At 58.3% G+C, this 18,776-nt stretch carries 13 protein-coding genes and 1 other RNA gene; 6 read left to right on the forward strand and 8 right to left on the reverse strand.

Features of this window, described 5'->3' with window-relative positions; translation table 11 throughout:
* Positions 1–7: 7 nt before the first annotated feature.
* The 3 genes from H0484_RS02445 to rnpB form a co-directional block, all read right to left on the reverse strand.
* Complete coding sequence (locus H0484_RS02445; protein WP_226953015.1) at positions 8–748, reverse strand: amino acid ABC transporter permease; 741 nt, start codon at positions 746–748, stop codon at positions 8–10.
* A gap of 141 nt (positions 749–889) precedes the next feature.
* Complete coding sequence (gene ggt, locus H0484_RS02450) at positions 890–2,638, reverse strand: gamma-glutamyltransferase (protein ID WP_226952844.1); 1,749 nt, start codon at positions 2,636–2,638, stop codon at positions 890–892.
* 39 nt (positions 2,639–2,677) lie between these two features.
* Positions 2,678–3,078: RNase P RNA component class A (gene rnpB, locus H0484_RS02455), an RNA gene on the reverse strand.
* A 98-nt stretch (positions 3,079–3,176) separates the two neighbouring features.
* Between rnpB and H0484_RS02460 the strand changes: the two genes are divergently transcribed.
* Positions 3,177–4,988, forward strand: coding sequence for an ATP-binding cassette domain-containing protein (locus H0484_RS02460; protein WP_226952845.1), 1,812 nt, complete (start codon positions 3,177–3,179; stop codon positions 4,986–4,988).
* Here H0484_RS02460 and pyrC read toward each other — a convergent pair.
* The gene (gene pyrC, locus H0484_RS02465; protein WP_226952846.1) at positions 4,941–6,062 is read right to left on the reverse strand and encodes a dihydroorotase; all 1,122 of its coding nucleotides are present in this window, start codon (positions 6,060–6,062) and stop codon (positions 4,941–4,943) included. The two genes, H0484_RS02460 and pyrC, sit on opposite strands and share 48 nt — an antisense overlap.
* Positions 6,063–6,270: 208 nt before the next feature.
* Here pyrC and H0484_RS02470 point away from each other — a divergent pair, with 208 nt between their 5' ends.
* On the forward strand, positions 6,271–6,543 hold the full coding sequence (locus H0484_RS02470; RefSeq protein ID WP_226952847.1) for an SWIB/MDM2 domain-containing protein: 273 nt from the start codon (positions 6,271–6,273) through the stop codon (positions 6,541–6,543).
* 99 nt (positions 6,544–6,642) lie between these two features.
* On the opposite strand, the gene H0484_RS02475 is transcribed toward H0484_RS02470, so the two are convergent.
* The 4 genes from H0484_RS02475 to H0484_RS02490 all read right to left on the reverse strand — a co-directional run bounded on the left by H0484_RS02475 (position 6,643) and on the right by H0484_RS02490 (position 11,980).
* A complete protein-coding gene (locus H0484_RS02475) occupies positions 6,643–7,014 on the reverse strand; it encodes a DUF4870 family protein (RefSeq protein ID WP_226953016.1) in 372 nt (123 codons plus the stop codon).
* A gap of 100 nt (positions 7,015–7,114) precedes the next feature.
* Positions 7,115–8,620: an MFS transporter gene (locus H0484_RS02480; RefSeq protein WP_315859887.1), complete on the reverse strand. Its 1,506-nt coding sequence runs from the start codon at positions 8,618–8,620 to the stop codon at positions 7,115–7,117.
* A complete protein-coding gene (locus H0484_RS02485) occupies positions 8,613–9,482 on the reverse strand; it encodes a M90 family metallopeptidase (protein WP_226952848.1) in 870 nt (289 codons plus the stop codon). Before H0484_RS02485 ends, H0484_RS02480 begins: the two co-directional genes overlap by 8 nt.
* A gap of 59 nt (positions 9,483–9,541) precedes the next feature.
* Positions 9,542–11,980 carry a bifunctional acetate--CoA ligase family protein/GNAT family N-acetyltransferase gene (locus H0484_RS02490; protein WP_226952849.1) on the reverse strand — a complete coding sequence of 813 codons (2,439 nt, stop codon included), beginning with the start codon at positions 11,978–11,980 and terminating at the stop codon, positions 9,542–9,544.
* Positions 11,981–12,090: 110 nt separating this feature from the next.
* Here H0484_RS02490 and gltX point away from each other — a divergent pair, with 110 nt between their 5' ends.
* From gltX to H0484_RS02510, 4 genes are all read left to right on the forward strand, one after another.
* Positions 12,091–13,506, forward strand: a complete 1,416-nt coding sequence (gene gltX, locus H0484_RS02495; protein WP_226952850.1) for a glutamate--tRNA ligase — start codon at positions 12,091–12,093, stop codon at positions 13,504–13,506.
* 277 nt (positions 13,507–13,783) lie between these two features.
* Positions 13,784–16,711 carry a ribonucleoside-diphosphate reductase subunit alpha gene (locus H0484_RS02500; RefSeq protein WP_226952851.1) on the forward strand — a complete coding sequence of 976 codons (2,928 nt, stop codon included), beginning with the start codon at positions 13,784–13,786 and terminating at the stop codon, positions 16,709–16,711.
* Between the two features lie 22 nt (positions 16,712–16,733).
* On the forward strand, positions 16,734–17,867 hold the full coding sequence (locus H0484_RS02505) for a ribonucleotide-diphosphate reductase subunit beta (RefSeq protein ID WP_226952852.1): 1,134 nt from the start codon (positions 16,734–16,736) through the stop codon (positions 17,865–17,867).
* Between the two features lie 151 nt (positions 17,868–18,018).
* Positions 18,019–18,630: a histone H1-like DNA-binding protein gene (locus tag H0484_RS02510; protein WP_226952853.1), complete on the forward strand. Its 612-nt coding sequence runs from the start codon at positions 18,019–18,021 to the stop codon at positions 18,628–18,630.
* Positions 18,631–18,776: the final 146 nt, after the last annotated feature.

An 18,776-nucleotide genomic window follows, 5' to 3' on the forward strand; every position in this document is an offset into this window, starting at 1 on the left:
TCGCCCTTTACCTGGCCGTGCCCAAGTAGCCCGGCACACTGAAACGCTTTTCCAGATAGCGCATCAGCAACACCACAACGAGATTGATCAGTAGATACAACACAGTGGCGGCAGCAAACGACTCGAATATCTGGAACGAGAACTCCTGCATGGCACGCGCCGCGCCGGTGATCTCCATCAGGCCTATGGTGAAGGCGATGGACGAGTTCTTGATGAGGTTTAAAGCTTCAGAGGTTAATGGGGGCAAAGTGATGCGCCCGGCAATAGGCAGCAACACATGGCGGTATGCCTGCCACCGCGTCAAACCCAAGGCCGTCGCTGCCATATGCAAGCCGACGGGGATGGACTGAATACCCGTGCGCACCTGTTCGGCGATGCGAGCAGAAGTAAAAAGGCCCAAGCAAACGACTGCGGTCCAGAAGGTGCTCCAGAGGGGATCCATGGACTTGATGGCATCCCCCAAAGCAGCCGGCGTCACCTCGGGAAAAACAAAATACCAAAGAAACATCTGCACCAGCAGAGGAATATTGCGAAAAAGCTCAACATAGCCGGCGCATACGCGCGCCATCCAGGGGCCACCGCCCACACGCAACACACCCACGACGACGCCAAGCGCCAGCGCGAGCCACCACGCGGCCACAGACACCCCCAGCGTCCAGTACAAGCCTCGAATCAAGGTGTACAAATAGGTGCCGGAGCCGTCCGGGGAAGGCTCGAAAAAAATCTTCCAGTTCCAGTTGTAGTCCATATTGCGTTGCCGAAATAGGCCCTGCGCGCTTAGAAAAGGGCTGTGCTGCAAGCTTGTCGAAGGTAGAAAATGCCACCGCAGCTACCCGATAATAACGTAGCCATTCCGGCCACCCCTGTTTCAGCGCGCTCTTGGCCACCCTTAATCACCCAGGGCAAGCCCCTCTCGGCGGGGGTCCGCGCCCCCTTGCAAGCCCTGTGGGGTAAGCATGACGCCATGCAAGCCACTAGGCAGCTCGTGCACGCATATCTCATGACCCCGCTCACGCAATGGCTGGGCCAAGCTTCCCAACACCGTACCGGCTTCCAGTTCGGTGCAAGCATTACGACTGCCGAAATGCGGCAAAGCAATTGCTTGCTGTATGTCCAAGCCCCAGTCCAGCACGCCGACCAGCGCCTGAGCCACGAAATTGACGATAGCGGTACCACCCGGTGCGCCAAGCGCCACGACAGGCTGATCGTGGCGAAAGACCATGGTGGGCGACATGGCGCTGCGCGGCCGCTTGCCGGGCTCAACACGATTGGCCACCCATTTTCCCTGTGCGTCACGAGGCACGCGGGAAAAATCCGTCAGCTCATTGTTCAATAAAAAACCACGCACGAAGATCTTGCTGCCAAAGGCCGCCTCTATGCTGGTGGTCATGGTGACCACATTCCCTTGGTCATCCACTGCCACCAGATGACTGGTGGAGGGTTGGACAGACTCCTGACCCCGCCCCCAATCGGGCCCACTCTTTAACGGCTTACCCGGCTCGGCAACTCCCAAACTTAGCTCAGGCTGTATCAGCGCGGCGCGCGCCCTAAGATAGACCGGGTCCATCAAAGCTTGGGTTGGCACGTGAACAAAGGCAGGGTCTGCAAGATAGTAGTCACGATCCGCGTAAGCCAAACGACCTGCTTCGGCAAAATAATGTACAGCGTCTACGCTCAAGGGTGGATATTGGGACATGGGAAAATGCTCCAGAATGCCCAGCAACTGCTGCACCGCCAAGCCGCCGCCGGGCGGCGCCATGCCACATACGCGGTATTCGCGATAAGGGCCACATATAGGCTCGCGCTCTATGGCGCGATACGCTGCCAAGTCCTCCATGCTTAGGCTGCCTGGGCGCTCATGCGTACGCACAGCCCGGACAATGGATTCGGCGATCTCCCCTTCGTACAAGGCGTCTGCTCCCCCAGCCGCCAGTGCACGTAGGCTGGCGGCAAACGCGGGGTTCTTCAAAATATGACCTACAGGCCATGCACGACCCTGTTCGTCGAGAAAGTAATCAGCTGCAGCGGCGTGGGCCGCCAAGCCGGACCGGTTCCCCTCGATGGAAAGGTGCAAGCGCGGTGTGACGGCAAAACCGGACTCAGCCCGACCAATGGCAGGCTCAAAGAGTTCGGCCCATGGCAACACGCCATGGGCGCGATGGGCCATTTCTAGAACACGCGCCAAGCCGGGCACGCCGACCGCCAAACCACTGTTGACTGCCTGCCCGTAAGTCAAGGGCTTGCCGTCCTTCAGAAACCCATCGGGTGCCGCCCCAGCAGGCGCACTCTCACGACCGTCGTAGCTGTGTAGCCGGTCTTCCGACTGATCGTAGTAAAGAATGAATGCGCCGCCCCCCAGGCCTGAAGACTGAGGCTCGACCAAGTTGAGCATGAGCTGAGCGGCAATAGCGGCATCCATAGCGTCGCCGCCTTTGCGCAACACATCGTAGCCGGCTTGGGTGGCAAGCGGGTGAGCCGCCGCCATCAGAAAGCGCTGCGCCTGAACCAGTGATTTCTCTGTGCGCCCGCTGCTGCCTTCGGGGTCGGGGTCTGCCCCTTGCGCTGGAATGGCAGCGCAAAGCAGCGTTAAGGTCAAGGCCAGCAGCGCGGAAAATCTACTTAGCCTTTTGTCTTGCATGAGTAGCAACCCGTTTGACGCACGACGGCAATAATACAAAGGCAGGACAAACCTATAGGCCGGATTCTGTACGCCGGGCAAGCCCGGCGGGCAATCATTCCTCTGGGCGCGTCATTGCTGGCGCGCTCTAGCCATCTACCCGCATGCTTGGGCGGGCCGCCCTGTAAGCCCAAGGGCTTGCGCATGCCTATTTGATGTTGCTCCGGATAGAGGTTACCGCGTTTCACCCTGCTACGCTGCGTGCTGCAAGCAACACGCGCCGCACGGAAGTGGCCGTGCCAGTGTGCGCCAAGCGCACCCGCGTTGCAGTCTCGTCTCTGTGGCCCTATTCCTCGGTACGGGCAAGCCCGCGCCGGGCGGCTGTTAGCCGCTATCCCGCCCTGTGGAGTCCGGACCTTCCTCGACGAAAACACGTTCGCCGCGACTGCCCAGCTTGTCCTGCCCGGCCATTGTAACGGACACAAGCCCTGATCCGCCCGACTTCGTCCGCAACCTGCGACAATGGCGTGTTTACAACCGCTTTACTTCTTGCGCTGCGATGTCATCCATCCTCATTTCTCTTAGCCACGTCCATCTGGCGTACGGCCACAACCCTCTGTTGGACGATGCCGATCTGTCTATACGCACCGGTGAACGCATAGGGCTGATCGGTCGCAACGGCACTGGCAAGTCGTCGCTACTTAAGATACTGGATGGGCGCGTGCAGCCCGACGATGGCGAAGTCATGCGCTTAGGCGGCTTGCGAGTCTCCACCGTAGAGCAAGAGCCAGAAATGGACGGCGACCAAACGATATTTGATTGGTTGTGCCAAGGCGCCGAACAAGCCGAAGATTGGGCGCGCCCCGCCCGCGTTCAAGCCCTGCTCGACGAACTAGGCCTAGACGGCCAATCCAAGATTGCAGGGCTTTCCGGGGGCACGCGCAAGCGCGTGGCACTGGCGCAAGCCTTGGCTGACGAGCCCGACCTGCTTTTGCTGGATGAGCCCACCAACCATTTAGACCTGGACGCCATACAGTGGCTGGAGCGCAAGCTGCAAACCATACGCTGCAGCTTGCTGCTTATTACCCACGACCGGCAATTCCTTGACTCTGTCACCACGCGCATTGTCGAGCTTGACCGTGGTCAACTGCACAGCTTTCCCGGCAACTTCAGTGCCTGGCAACAACGCAAGGCAGAATGGCTGGCCGCAGAACAACAGCAGAACGACCGCTTTGACAAACTGCTGGCCCAAGAGGAAGTCTGGATACGCAAAGGCATAGAAGCCCGGCGTACCCGTAACGAAGGCCGCGTCAGAAGGCTGGAGCAGCTCCGTCGCGAGCGTCAAGCCAGGCTGGATACGCAAGGCAACGTCAACCTTGCGCTTTCCGAAGGGCAACGCTCGGGCAAGCTGGTCGCCGAACTCAAGGGCGTCAGCCATGCCTTCAGCGACCGCGTTATCGTGCGCGAGCTTGATTTTCTGCTACAGCGGGGTGACCGCATCGGCCTGATTGGCCCCAATGGTGTGGGCAAAACCACGCTGATCCGTATTTTGCTGGGCCAGCTCAAGCCTGATGCCGGTGAAGTTCGCCTGGGCACCAATCTAGCGGTAGCGTACTTCGATCAAATGCGCGCGCAACTCGATGACGAGGCCACTGTCGCCGACACCATCAGCCCGGGCAGCGAATGGGTCGAAATCGGCGGTCAGCGCAAGCACATCATGCGCTATCTCGAAGATTTTCTGTTTCCACCTGCCCGCGCACATTCTCCGGTTCGCAGCCTGTCGGGCGGTGAACGCGCCCGCTTGCAACTGGCACGCCTGTTTGCCCGCCCCGCCAACGTTTTAGTGCTGGACGAGCCCACCAACGATCTGGATATTGAAACCCTGGAGCTCCTGGAGTCGCTGCTGCAGGAATACACCGGCACAGTCATTCTGGTCAGCCACGATCGCGCCTTTCTCGATAATGTCGTAACCCAGACGCTGGCATGGGAAAGCGAAGGCAACTGGCGGGAATATGTGGGGGGTTATGTGGACTGGTTGGCCCAGCGCCCGAGTGCTGCACCAAACTCGTCCCTCTCACCCGCTCAGGCAGCCCCCGAGAAAGCGGCCCCAGCCCAGGCCAAGCCCACTGCACCCAAGCAAAATCGCCTGGCCCCCTGGGAAGCCAAAGAGCTAGACGAGTTGCCGGCTCGCATCACAGCCGTCGAAGAAGAGCAGGCCGCCTTAAGCAATCGCCTGGCGGACGGCAGTCTTTACCGCGACAACCCTCAAGAGGTTGAGCGCATCAACATGCAGCTGGCCGAACTTGAAACCCGCATGCAGGCCCTATTTGAGCGTTGGGAGACGCTGGAAGCGAAGCGGCCAGGCGCTTAACGCCCCCCCTTGCTCGGCCACACGCCAAGCCAGGGATTCGCCTGCCGCCAAAGGAACGACCTGCGTGCCATCGGGCAGAAACAGTGTTTCGGGTATATCGAAGCCGCTTTTTTCCAGTGTCAGGGTAGCTTCGTTGGCAGGTAGACCATAGAACGCCGGCCCATTCAGGCTGGCGAATGCCTCTAGCTTATGCAGAGCCCCCGCGGCCTCGAAGGCTGCGGCATAAAGCTGCATGGCGTGCAAAGCCGTGTAACAGCCTGCGCAACCACAGGCATGCTCTTTAAGGCCTTTTACGTGCGGCGCGCTGTCGGTCCCCAGAAAAAACCGGCTATTTCCGCTGGTGGCAGCCTCTACCAAGGCAAGGCGATGGACCTCGCGCTTGAGCACAGGCAAACAATACCAGTGCGGACGCAAGCCGCCCTGAAAAAGGGCATTGCGGTTGTACAACAGGTGATGCGCCGTAATCGTTGCCGCGACAGGCCCTTCGGCCTGCATCACATAATCGACGCCATCTTTGGTGGTCAGGTGTTCGAAAACCACTTTCAGCGCTGGATAGGCCTGGCGCAGCGGTTGCATGACACGCTCGATGAAGACGGCCTCGCGATCGAACACGTCGATAGCGGGGTCTGTGACCTCTCCATGTACCAGCAAAGGCATGTCGTGCCTTTGCATGGCCTCAAGCACGGCTCCGCAATGGCGCAACAGATCTGTGACACCCGCGTCGGAATTGGTGGTGGCGCCGGCTGGGTATAGCTTCACACCATGGACAAAACCAGACTCACGCGCCCGCTTGATTTCATCGGGCGCAGTATTGTCGGTGAGATACAGCGTCATGAGCGGCTCAAAAGAGCCCTCGGGTAAACCCGCTTGGTACAGCGCCGTCAGGATGCGTTCACGATAGGCGCCGGCCTGAGCCGTGTCGGTGACCGGCGGTTTAAGGTTGGGCATGATGATAGCGCGCCCGAACTGCCGGGCCGTGTCGGCCACGACAGCCGCCAGCATATCGCCGTCACGCAAGTGCAAATGCCAGTCATCGGGCCGGCGGATAGTCAGCGAAGTAGGGGAAGTGTTCATACGATGCGCAAACCATATAAAAAAATTCGGCACACACGGCAGCGCTTCCTTGCTTGCTGCCGAACGCACCCAGATAACGCATATTACCGCGTCCCGGCAACCCAACCTCTGGCCAGGGGCAGCGTCTCATAGGGAAAAACCGCTTGGTCTTTGTCGATATCTCAAGTTATGCTCCGGTTTACGACTTAACTGAATGGAGCTCAACCAAATGGCAACTGCAGCCAAGCCCGCACGTAAACCCAACGCGGCGTTCATGAAACCCCTTAAGCCCAGCGCCACGCTGGCAGCCGTAATTGGTGCCGATCCGCTCCCACGCACCGAAGTCACTAAGAAAATCTGGGAATACATCAAGGCCCACGACCTGCAAGATCCTGCAAACCGCCGCAATATCAACGCTGACGACAAGCTGCGTCCGCTGTTCGGCAAAGATCAGGTTTCCATGTTCGAACTGACCAAACTCGTCAGCCAGCATCTTAGCTAAGGCTAAATGCCACATACAAAAAAACGCTGGTGCAAATACCAGCGTTTTTTGTTTGTGGTGACATCTGCGTAGGGCAGCTTAAAAGCTACCCTGTTGGTGTCAGTCTTGGATAGGTGAAGGCGTACGGCCTTCGAAAAGCGCCAGCCAGCCACGTGCAATGCGATACAACAGCCACACAAGCACCACCAAGCCGGTTAGCCAACCTATGAAGATATAGGTGGCCAGAGCGCTTAAGCCCCCCCACAACAGCCCCCACCAGAAAGTCATGATGAGCCAATCGAAGTGGCGGGCATACACGGTACCCGCGGCATCGGCTCGTTTCATGTAGGCCAACACAATTGCGGCCAATACAGCCAAACCAAACAGGCCGCCGGAAATCAGGCCCAAAGCAAACAAACCATACATAACATGCGCCAACTTGCGCAGGTTCAGGTCGCCGCCAGTGGTCTCTTGTAGCTGATCGTCTGTCATACACCCCTCATCCAACAGTTTGCCTGGCACCCACATGAAACCGGACATGGCATCTTGCAGAGCCCTCTAAATATATACGTATTCTATGCAACAACCCATTTTAACGGTTTTTCCCCAGCTCCCCCGCTGAAAGCCGGCTCAAACCCTTATACCTGTACCAGGCATAAGCGCCCGCCAATAAATACATCAGGACGGACATGGCCAAGGTCGCGAAATAGCCATTGTCAAACGCCAGCCTAGCCTGTTCAAGCACAACAGCGGCCAACTCGGCGGGAAGGCTCTCGGCCACGGCCAGCGCTTCATCCAGACTGTCACGTACCTGCACGGACTCGGGGACGCCTTGGGGCAAGCGCAGCGTTAAGCTGTATAGCGCCGACGCCACGGTACCGAACAAAGTAATGCCGATGGCGCCCCCCAATTCGTAAGAGACCTCTTCAACCGATGCCGCCACCCCTGCTCGCTCAGGCGGGGCGCCCATCATGATGCTGTGGGAAGCGGCTGTCATGGTTGCCCCCAATCCAGCCCCCAACACCAATAGCCACACTTGCTGAACCCACACCGGTAATCCCAGGCTCCAGATGTAGCCGCCCAAACCCGCCGCACAGATCAACTGCGCCCACACCAACAAACGCAACCCCCCTACCGCGGGCAAGAGCCGGCCGGCAAGAGGGCCGGAAACAAATGAAGCCAGAGGCAAAGGCAGCAAGTACATCGCGGCTTGCAAGGGCGAATAATCCAGCACCAACTGCAAACGCTGTGTAAACATGAGCTCCATGCCCACCAGGCCGGCAGCCGCAACCAATGCAGCGATGACCGCACAATTGAACAGCGGCATGCGGAACAGGGATAAGTCGAGCATGGGGTCTGCTTGACGTCGCTGCGCACGCACAAACCAGGCCAGGCAGGCTACACCCACCCCAAGGGCCAACAAGACCGACACCAAAGACGGGCTGGGCTGTGCCAAAGACTTGATGCCATGCGCCAACCCTATCAGGCCTATCATTACCAGCAAGGAGCCTTTCCAATCCCAGCGTCTCGACAAATCGCCAGGTAATGACGGTATCAAGCGCCATGCCAACAGCCAGGCCACGACCACAATGGGCACGTTGATCAGAAACACCGAGCCCCACCAGAAATACTCAAGCAACAGCCCGCCGACAATAGGCCCCAAGGCGGCTCCGCCCGAGGCCACCGCAGCCCAAATTCCAATGGCCAAAGCCCGCTCACCATCATCCTCAAACACCAATCTGATGATAGACAGGGTGGAGGGCATCATCATTGCCGCCCCTATGGCCAACAAGGCCCTGGCTCCGATCAATGTGGAAGCGGAAGGCGAAAACGCAGCAAATAGAGACGCGCATCCGAACACCACCAAGCCCCAGCAAAAAAGACGCTTATGACCGAGCCGGTCTCCCAGCGCGCCAGCCCCCAGAAGCAAGCCCGACACCACCAAACCATAGGCATTGATGATCCATAGCTTTTCGGAAGCCGTGGCATGCAGATCGTGAGTCAGCCTAGGCAAGGCCGTATACAACACCGTCATGTCTATGACGATGAGCAGCAAGGCGCTTGAAACCACGGCAAGAATCCACCAACGTTCACGCATGCTCAGACCTATCAGTCACTGGAATTACGCGGTGTAGCCGTTCAAGCGGATCTTGCCGGTAATAACGCGCCAGCAAGATATACCAAGCGGGGTAATGCTTGGCCAAAGGGGCAGGATCAATGAAAAACGATTCGGAACTGACAGCAAAAAACTCCGCCTCATTGCTGGCAGCGTAAGGGTCCAAGGGCAACTCGTCGAACCACGGCGCAGCTTGTTCAGACTCAGGGTCAATATCGGCGGGAATACTGTCTTCGATTGCGGACAGCCAAGCATCGAAGTTCTCCAGAGCGGCTTCCAGGGTGTGTTGCCAGGTCCGCGACGTAATCCCGCTACCATACAGATTAGGTACGCCCTCGGGGCCTTCGGCCTGCAAGTCCAGCTTGTGGGCGAACTCGTGGATCACCACATTCATGGAACTGGTGTCGGCTGCGTCCACAGCCTCCCAAGACAAGACCACTGGCCCACCTTCCCAGGACTCGCCGCTGGCCTGCTCAAGATAATCGTGAACCACACCGCTCTCCTCGACCTGCTGACGTCGAATCAGAAACTCACCGGGATACACGATGATCTCAGTCCAGCCTTCGTAAAGCCGAACGTCTAGTTCCAGTATGGGTAAAGCCGCCTGCAAGGCGATGGAAAGCGCAACGTCCTCAGTGACTTCGAAGCCCTGCACGCCGGTAAAAGTTTTGCTGGCAAGCAGCCACGCCGCCCTATGCTGCAACGCCTGTATTTCGGCGGGTGTCAGGGCAGCCAGAAAGGGCAAGCGCTGTATGGCAAGCTGCCAGGCCTGAGGCGCAATATCGGCCAATACACGCTCGACCGCGCGTGCCTTTGCCCCTTTGCCAGCCAGCCATCTGAACATAAGCCTTACGTCTTGATTATGAGGAACGGAACAGCGCCGCCAATGTTAGCACGCAGTATTTACAATTTATCGAGCGCCAACCATAGTCGCCGCAGAGTGGCGTCGTCCTCGTAAGGCAGGTCTTGAAACCCCAAGCGCACCAGCAACTTGCGCATGGCGTAATTGCTGTCCAAGACCTGGCCCTCAAGATAGTCCAGGCCTTGGCGCTTCGCCGCCTCTATCATGCCGCGCATAAGTTGCGAACCCAAGCCATGGCGCTGCCATTCGTCATGCACCACCAGCGCAAACTCCGCCCCGCGCCTGTCGCGCTGCAAGAAGTAGTGCGCAAGTCCCACGATCTGTTCTTCGGGAAAACCTCGATGGGCTGGATTAGGCACCTGCACGGTTGCCACCAAGGCCAGCTCGCGGTCGTAATCGATACGGCTATAGCGCGCCAGCATGCTGGGGGTCAGTTCACGGAGCAGATAGATGAACCGCATATAGCGCGACTCGTCCGACAGGCTGCGCACGAAACCCTGCAACTTCTGCGCATCCTCAGGGCGTATGGGCCGCATCACCCAGCGCGTACCATCACGTAGTTTTGCCGGCTGCACCAGCTCGCGTGGATAAGGATGAATGGCCATGTGACGGTAGCCTGGGCCGTCCCAAGCGGCCTGCATGTCTTCGGGCGCCAAAAGGCTGGCCTTTATACGCCCCAAGCCCATATGGTTGCCGTCGGCCAAGCGCAGATCCAGGCTGAAGCTTTCCAGTGCCGGCACCTCGCAGGCCAGATCGGAAAGACAGATCAGGACATCCAGCAATTGTTCCAGGGCATCAACGGATAGCTCAGTCGCCAACACTTCATGCCAAAGCGGGCTGCGCTGAATCAGGCGGCGCGCCAATTCGTGGTTCAGCGGCGGCAGCTCTATGGCGGAGTCACCCGGCTGAACCGCATAACCCTGCCCGCCGAACCAAAGATAGGGCCCCAGACGATCATCGCGCATGATGCGAATAGACATATCCAGACCGTCGGCGACAGCACCGAAATAGCGCCAAGGAAAATGAAAAAATGTCAGTAGGTGACGACAGTCGTCCAGCCCCAGCTCTCGGCGGCCTTGCTCTCGCAAATGAGCCAACATGGCCCGTACGCCACGCATCTCGGGTTGGTGACCCAAGGATTCGGCAGGCAATATCTGCAATGCCAAGCGTTGGTTGTAGTCGTGTGCGGCCAGTATGCTGAAGGCATGTGCGGCAGACTCGGGCGTTCGAAAAGCAGGGGCCCCCACTTCGTCCAGCTTACGACGCAGCTCACGAGCCTGCGCCTCGCCCATAAAGCACGTAATCACAGGTTTTCCCGCTCGTGGTACGACTTGGGCCAACGCCTGGGTCACCGCCGCCAAATCCAGCAATGGACTAGGCGCCAATAGCACCAGCACGCCATGTACCCCTTTGTCTTGAGCCAGCAGTTGTACCGCTTGGGCGGCTGCCTCTGGGGACAGCCCCGTCTCGGCGATGACGGCATCGCCTGGGCTGTCTACCTGAATGCCTGGCAAGGCTTGCAAGTCGCGCCGGGTAGCCATCGTCAGTCGCGCGTGCTCAATGGCAGAAGCCTCGGCCATCACCGAGGCTGCCAACCGGACGCCCGCCCGACCGTTGGAAAATATCGCCACGCTGGGGCCTTTGGGGCGCTGGTGATAGCGTAAAACCTTGATCGCCGAAAACAGCTGCACGAAGTAACGCACCCGCACCACCCCGGCACGGCGAAGCAAGGCATCGAACACCGTCTGATGCATGGTGGGGCGCCCTTGCCCGTCTATCGTGCGCAGCACCACGACAGGCTTCACGGAAGACGCCGCCCGCAAGGCGCTTGCCAGTTCGCGTGCCGCAGGCGCGTGATCCATGTATAAGGCGATACTGTCTGTTTTGGAGTCGGTGGCCAGAAAATCCAGCACCTGCGCAATACTCAGCTGCGCTTCATCACCCATAGACATGACGGTGGAAAACCCCAGCCGCACGTCTTCGGCCCAATCCAGAACTGCCGCCATTAAAGAGTCTGAATGCGTGACGACGGCTGCCTGACCGCTACGGGCCAGACGCTCGACACGGCTGAAATTGAAGGCGCTGCCCGGCCTTTGCAAGCCAAGGGAGTTAGGGCCCAGTACCATGCTGTTATGCAGGCGCGCCCAAGCCATGCAATAGGCAGCCAGCTCTTGCCGATTTTCTGGCAAGGTCCCGGCGTGCAACAACACCACGACACGGGGCCGCACGGCGGCAAGAGTGCCCAGCACCATAGGCAGGCGCTCCGGCTGAGTGCAAACCAAGGCAAGATCCAGACGTTCGCCCGGCGCTACCCCCGCCAAAGACTCGGGAAGCTGCAGGGTGTCTTGTTCAGACAACAAGATTTGCGTGGCTTTAGCTTGCCAGCCCGGCTGCAATGCCGCCAGCGCCGGCAGCGGATGCTCACTGACAACCAGCAGAGATCTGGGCTCGAATAAGGGAGAAAGACGATGGCGCGGCATGACTGACCTTAAAATAGCGGCACTGCCTACTGATAACCATAGCAATGCACAGCTTTAATCCCGCTTAAGCTCAGCTGCCACATTGCGTTTTGCAAGCCTATACACAATCCATGTCTACGTCCACAACCCCTATCGTGCGCACACGCTTCGCGCCCTCACCCACAGGTTACCTGCATCTGGGCGGCGCTCGCACGGCCCTGTTTTCCTGGGCCTTTGCTCGCCACCATGGCGGCACCTTTGTGCTGCGCATCGAAGACACCGACCTGCAGCGCTCTACCCCCGAAGCCGTGCAAGCCATTCTGGACGGTATGCAATGGCTGAATCTCAGCCCTGACGAAGGCCCGTTCTATCAAATGCAGCGCATGGAGCGCTACCGCGAAGTTCTGGATGAATTACTGGCCAAAGGGGCCGTGTATCCGTGCTACAGCACCCCCGAAGAAGTCGAAGCCATGCGTGAACGTGCTCGCGCAGCCGGCCTGAAACCCAGGTATGACGGCACTTGGCGTCCCGAAGCGGGAAAAACCCTGCCTGCCGTTCCCGAAGGCCGCCGTCCCGTGCTGCGCTTCAAGAATCCGCTTACCGGCGTGACTGCCTGGGACGACATCATCAAAGGCCCTATCAGTTTCGATAACAGCGAACTCGATGACCTGATTGTTGCGCGCGGCGACGGTACGCCTACCTATAATTTTTGCGTGGTAGTCGATGACTGGGACATGCGTATCACCCACGTCTTGCGCGGCGATGACCACATCAACAATACGCCCCGTCAGATCAACATCCTGAAAGCGCTGGACGCCGAGCTCCCGCAGTATGGTCACTTGCCCATGATCCTGGGCCCCGACGGCGAGAAACTCTCCAAACGCCACGGTGCCGTCAGCGTCATGGAATATGACAAACAGGGCTACCTGCCTGAAGCCATGATCAATTACCTGGCCAGACTAGGCTGGAGCCACGGCAATGACGAGCTCTTCACCCGGGAGCAACTGGTTCAATGGTTCGACTCACGCAGCCTGAGCAAGTCAGCTGCCCAGTGGGACCCAAAGAAACTCAACTGGGTCAACGCACACTACATCAAGCAAACGCCCGACGCCGAACTGGCCACATTGGTGGATGCGCATATTCGTGAACTCGGGGGCGACCCTCAAGCCGTCGATCTTCCCGCTGTCATGGCCTTGCTTAAAGACCGCGCCGAAACCTTGGTTCAACTGGCCCAAGGCGCACTGCTGTTTTGCGCTCCTTACACGCCCGCCGACCCTGCTTTGGTGGCCGAACACCTCAACGACGAAGCCCTGGAGACCCTGCGCTCCTTCCGCATCCACGCCTCTAAGCTGCCCGACTGGACAGCCGCCGCCTTGCACGATGTGATTCAGGCCACTTTGGCTGAACGCGGCATCAAAATGCCCAAACTCGGCATCCCCTTGCGGATAGCCGCCACCGGCCAGAAACAGACGCCGGCCCTCGACACCGTGCTGGCCATTCTGGGGCGTGAAACCGTCATGCAGCGCTTGAGCGCCGTGCTCGACTGAACAAAAACGCCCTGCCCAAGCAGGCTGCGCCAGGGGGCTGGCAAGCACAAGTAAACCATGTGTATCAGCACTTGCCACCCCCCTCCCTCGGCACTACAATTAGTGGGCCAATAAAAACAAACCACAATATATAGTGGCTTAACCCACTATATATTGTGGTTATAATCCGTTCCCTTTTTCCGCCCATGCACTGGCTCACAAGGCCAGCGCATCGTATCGCCCTACTTCAGCGTGCGCCGTTTTACCGGCGGTGCGCCTCATCTTCCCCGGAGCCCACATGCAGACGACTCAACCAGCGACCTCCCTACCGGAAAATCTGCCGCCCTCCTCATCCGACGCCACCACAGAACCCAGCGGTGCCGGTCAATGGCATAGCTTCCATATCATTCGTCGCAACGGCAGCGTCGTCAGCTTCGAACCGGGAAAAATCGCTGTTGCCATGACCAAAGCCTTCCTCGCCGTTAGCGGCGGTCAGGGTGCGGCGTCTGCCCGTATCCGCGAACTGGTCGAGCAACTCACAGCCCAGGTCGTCAATGCCTTGGTGCGCCATCGCCCCTCGGGTGGCACGTTTCACATCGAAGAAATCCAAGACCAGGTAGAACTGGCACTGATGCGCTCAGGTGAGCACGATGTTGCCCGCGCCTATGTGCTGTATCGTGAAAAACGCGCCCAAGAACGCGCCCGCGACACCGCTGCCAACACCCAAAGCAGCCCCCCCCAAGAAAAACCCGGCATCAGCGTGCTCGACAAAGGCGCACGCCGACCCTTAGACATGGCGCTGCTGCGCAAGACCATCGCCGAAGCCGCAACCGGGCACGGTGAAATCATCGATGTCGATGCCATCCTCGAAGAGACCGTCAAGAACCTTTACGACGGTGTACCCGTCGAAGAGGTTTACAAGTCCGCCATCCTGGCTGCCCGCGCCCTGGTTGAAACCGACCCCGCTTATAGCTATGTCACGGCTGGCTTGTTGCTGCACACCATACGCACGGAAGTCTTGGGCCGCGAAGTCGCACAATCCGCCATGACAGATGGCTACGCGCAGTATTTCCCCGAGTTCATCGCACTCGGCATAGAAAGCGGCCTGCTCGATGCCAAACTGGGGCAGTTCGACTTGGTGCGCCTGGGCCAAGCCTTGCAAGCGCAACGCGACCATCAGTTCAACTACCTGGGCCTGCAAACCCTGTACGACCGCTATTTCCTGCACGTCCGTGGCCGTCGCATTGAACTGCCGCAAATCTTCTTCATGCGCGTCGCCATGGGTCTGGCCCTGAACGAGCCCGAACGCGAGGCACGCGCCATCGAGTTCTACGAGATTCTGTCCTCGTTCGACTTCATGAGTTCCACTCCCACCCTGTTCAACTCGGGCACGCTGCACTCGCAATTGTCCTCGTGCTACCTGACCACCGTCTCGGACGACCTCGAAGGTATCTACGACGCCATCAAAGAGAACGCACTGCTGGCCAAGTATGCCGGCGGCTTGGGCAACGACTGGACGCCTGTGCGCGCGTTGCGCAGCCACATTAAAGGCACCAACGGTGAAAGCCAAGGTGTCGTGCCCTTCCTTAAGGTTGTCAACGACACCGCCGTTGCGGTCAACCAAGGCGGCAAACGCAAAGGCGCCGTCTGCGCTTACCTAGAAACCTGGCACCTCGACATCGAAGAGTTCCTCGAACTGCGTAAAAACACCGGTGACGAGCGCCGTCGTACACACGACATGAACACGGCCAACTGGATACCCGATATGTTCATGAAGCGCGTCATGGAAGAAGGCGAGTGGACGCTGTTCTCGCCCTCCGACGTGCCCGATCTGCACGACAAGTATGGCCAAGAATTCGAAAAAGCCTACCTCGCCTACGAAGCCAAAGCCCGCTCCGGCGAGATCAAGCTGTTCAAGACGATTCCCGCCCTTTCTTTGTGGCGCAAGATGCTGTCCATGTTGTTCGAAACCGGCCACCCTTGGCTCACCTTCAAAGACCCTTGCAACATCCGCTCGCCGCAACAGCACGTGGGTGTGGTGCACAGCTCCAACCTTTGCACCGAAATCACACTCAACACCAACGAGTCTGAGATCGCCGTGTGCAACCTGGGCTCGGTCAATTTGTCGGCCCACATGAAACGCAACGAAGCCGGCCAGTTCGTACTCGATCACGAAAAGCTTCAACGCACGATCAACATCGCCATGCGCATGTTGGATAACGTCATCGACATCAACTACTACGCCGTCGAGAAAGCCCGTAACGCCAATATGCGCCACCGCCCTGTCGGTATGGGCATCATGGGCTTCCAAGACTGCCTGTACAAAATGAAGGTGCCGTTTGCATCGCAAGCAGCCGTCGAGTTCTCCGACCAGTCCATGGAAGCCGTGTGCTATTACGCTTACCAGGCCTCCAGCAAACTGGCTATCGAACGTGGCGCCTACAGCACCTTCAAGGGTTCGCTGTGGGACCGCGGCATCTTGCCCAAAGACACACTGGCCCTGCTGCGCGAGCAGCGCGGCGGCTATGTCGACACCAACGACAGCGCCACCTTGGATTGGGACGCCTTGCGCGCCCATATCCAGCAACACGGCATGCGTAACTCCAACTGCGTAGCCATTGCTCCCACCGCCACGATTTCCAACATCATCGGCGTCTCGCCTTGCATTGAACCCACGTACCGCAACCTGTACGTCAAGTCCAACCTGTCCGGCGAGTTCACCGTGGTCAACGAAGACTTGGTGCACGACCTCAAAGCACTGGGCCTGTGGGACGAAGTCATGGTCGCCGACCTTAAGTACTTCGACGGCAGCCTGGCTCGCATCGACCGCATCCCGGCCGAACTGCGCGAGCGCTATGCCACCGCTTTTGAAATCGACCCCACTTGGGTAGTTGAGTGCGCCGCACGTCGCCAAAAGTGGATAGACCAAGCGCAATCACTCAATATCTTCATGGCCGGCGTCTCGGGCAAGAAGCTCGACCACATCTACAAGCTGGCATGGGTACGCGGCCTGAAGACCACCTATTATCTGCGCGCAAGCGGTGCAACCAACGCCGAGAAATCCACCGGCCGCGGTGGTGAACTGAACGCCGTATCGTCTTCGGTACCAGGCGCCGCCGCCGGCTTGGCCGCAGCCCCCGCACTACCCGACGCTGAAGTCGTCGGTGCGGTATGCACCATGCGCCCAGGCGACGAAGGCTTCGAAGAGTGCGAAGCTTGCCAGTAAACACGGTTAAAGGAAACTCATCATGCTGAACTGGAACGACTCTTCCACCGCTAGCGCTCAACCAGCGCACACGCCGCAACCCGCGACGTCCGACCTGGGCGTAACGGCAAGCGCCGAGGCTGCCGCCCCCGGCACCAGCCAACGCGTTCGTGCCGCCGACAAACGCATCATCAACGGCACCACCGACGTCAATCAACTGGTGCCATTCAAATACAAATGGGCATGGGAAAAATACCTTGCCACTTGCGCCAACCACTGGATGCCGCAAGAGGTGAACATGTCGCGCGACATCGCTCTCTGGAAAGATCCTAACGGTCTTACCGACGACGAGCGCCGCATCGTTAAACGCAATCTGGGCTTCTTCGTTACTGCTGACTCCCTGGCTGCCAACAACATCGTGTTGGGTACTTACCGTCATATCACCGCCCCAGAGTGCCGTCAGTTCTTGCTGCGTCAGGCATTCGAAGAGGCCATCCACACCCACGCCTATCAGTACATCGTTGAAAGCCTGGATCTCGACGAGTCCGAGATTTTCAATGCCTATCACGAAGTGCCGTCCATACGCGCCAAGGATGAGTTCCTCATCCCTTTCATCGACGCCATTGCCGACCCCCACTTCAAAACCGGCACCCCCGAAGCCGATCAAACCCTGCTCAAGTCCTTGATCGTTTTCGCATGCCTCATGGAAGGCCTGTTCTTCTATGTTGGTTTTACGCAAATTCTTGCGCTGGGCCGACAGAACAAAATGACGGGCGCCGCCGAGCAATACATGTACATCCTTCGCGATGAGTCCATGCACTGCAACTTCGGTATCGATCTCATCAACACCATCAAGCTCGAGAACCCTCACCTGTGGACACCTGCCTTCCGCGCAGAAATTCAAGAGCTCTTCAAAACTGCCGTAGAGCTTGAATACGCTTACGCTGAAGACACCATGCCACGCGGCGTGCTGGGTCTTAATGCCACGATGTTCAAGTCCTATCTTCGTTTCATTGCCAATCGTCGTTGCCAACAGATCGGCCTTGAAGCGCAATTCCCCGCCGAAGAAAATCCCTTCCCATGGATGGCGGAGATGATAGACCTCAAAAAAGAGCGCAACTTTTTCGAGACACGCGTCATCGAATATCAAACCGGTGGTGCATTGAGTTGGGAATAATGCTTGGATACACCAGGCGCTTCAGTTAGACTCTAGGCGTGCAAGGCTTATGCTTTGCACGCCTGCGCCATTTGAGATGGCTCGCACCCGAAGTGGGGGCCATATCAAATGGGTGAACGTATCCTTCGATCCAGTCTCAAGGAGCCCTACCATGGCAACAGCCGAGAAAGCCGCGAAGAAGCCCGCGGCCAAGAAAGCAGCCGCAAAGAAAGCGCCTGCCAAGAAAGCCGCAGTCAAGAAGGTCGCAGCAAAGAAAGTCGTAGCGAAAAAAGCTGCGGTTAAAAAAGTTGCAGCAAAGAAAGTCGTAGCCAAAAAGGCTGCCGTTAAGAAGGTCGCTGCAAAGAAAACCGTAGCCAAGAAGGTCGCTGTCAAGAAAGTTGCTGCAAAGAAAGCCGTGGCCAAGAAGGCTGTAGTCAAGAAAGCCGCTGCCAAGAAAGTGGCAGCAAAGAAAGTCGCCGTCAAAAAAGTTGCAGCGAAAAAAGTAGCCGCAAAAAAGGCGCCTGCAAAGAAAGCCGTAGCGGTCAAAGCGCCAGCCAAGAAAGCGGCAAGCAAAGCAGCACCGGCAAAGAAAGCCGCCGCTACAAAGACTGTCGCCAAGAAAGCTCCCGCAAAAAAAGCGGCTGCTAAAAAGGCTGCAGCGCCTAAAAAGGCCAACGCCAAATCTGCTGCCAAAGCCGAAAAAGCCACTGCTGCCGCATCGGCGGCAAACCAGTCAGTGAACCCTGCTGCATCATGGCCGTTCCCTACCGGCAAGCGTCCTTAAGCATTATGCTGGGCGCCCCATCGGCCATTCGTTAAACACGTATCTTTTAAGCCGAACGCGTCATCAAGCAAGCTATCAGCTGGTGTTATATTTGAAGCTGCCTGGGTCACACCAGGCAGCTTTCTATCATTACAGCCACGTGCTTA

The sequence above is a fragment of the Mesopusillimonas faecipullorum genome, from assembly GCF_020539505.1.
In the GTDB taxonomy this organism is placed as follows: domain Bacteria; phylum Pseudomonadota; class Gammaproteobacteria; order Burkholderiales; family Burkholderiaceae_B; genus Mesopusillimonas; species Mesopusillimonas faecipullorum.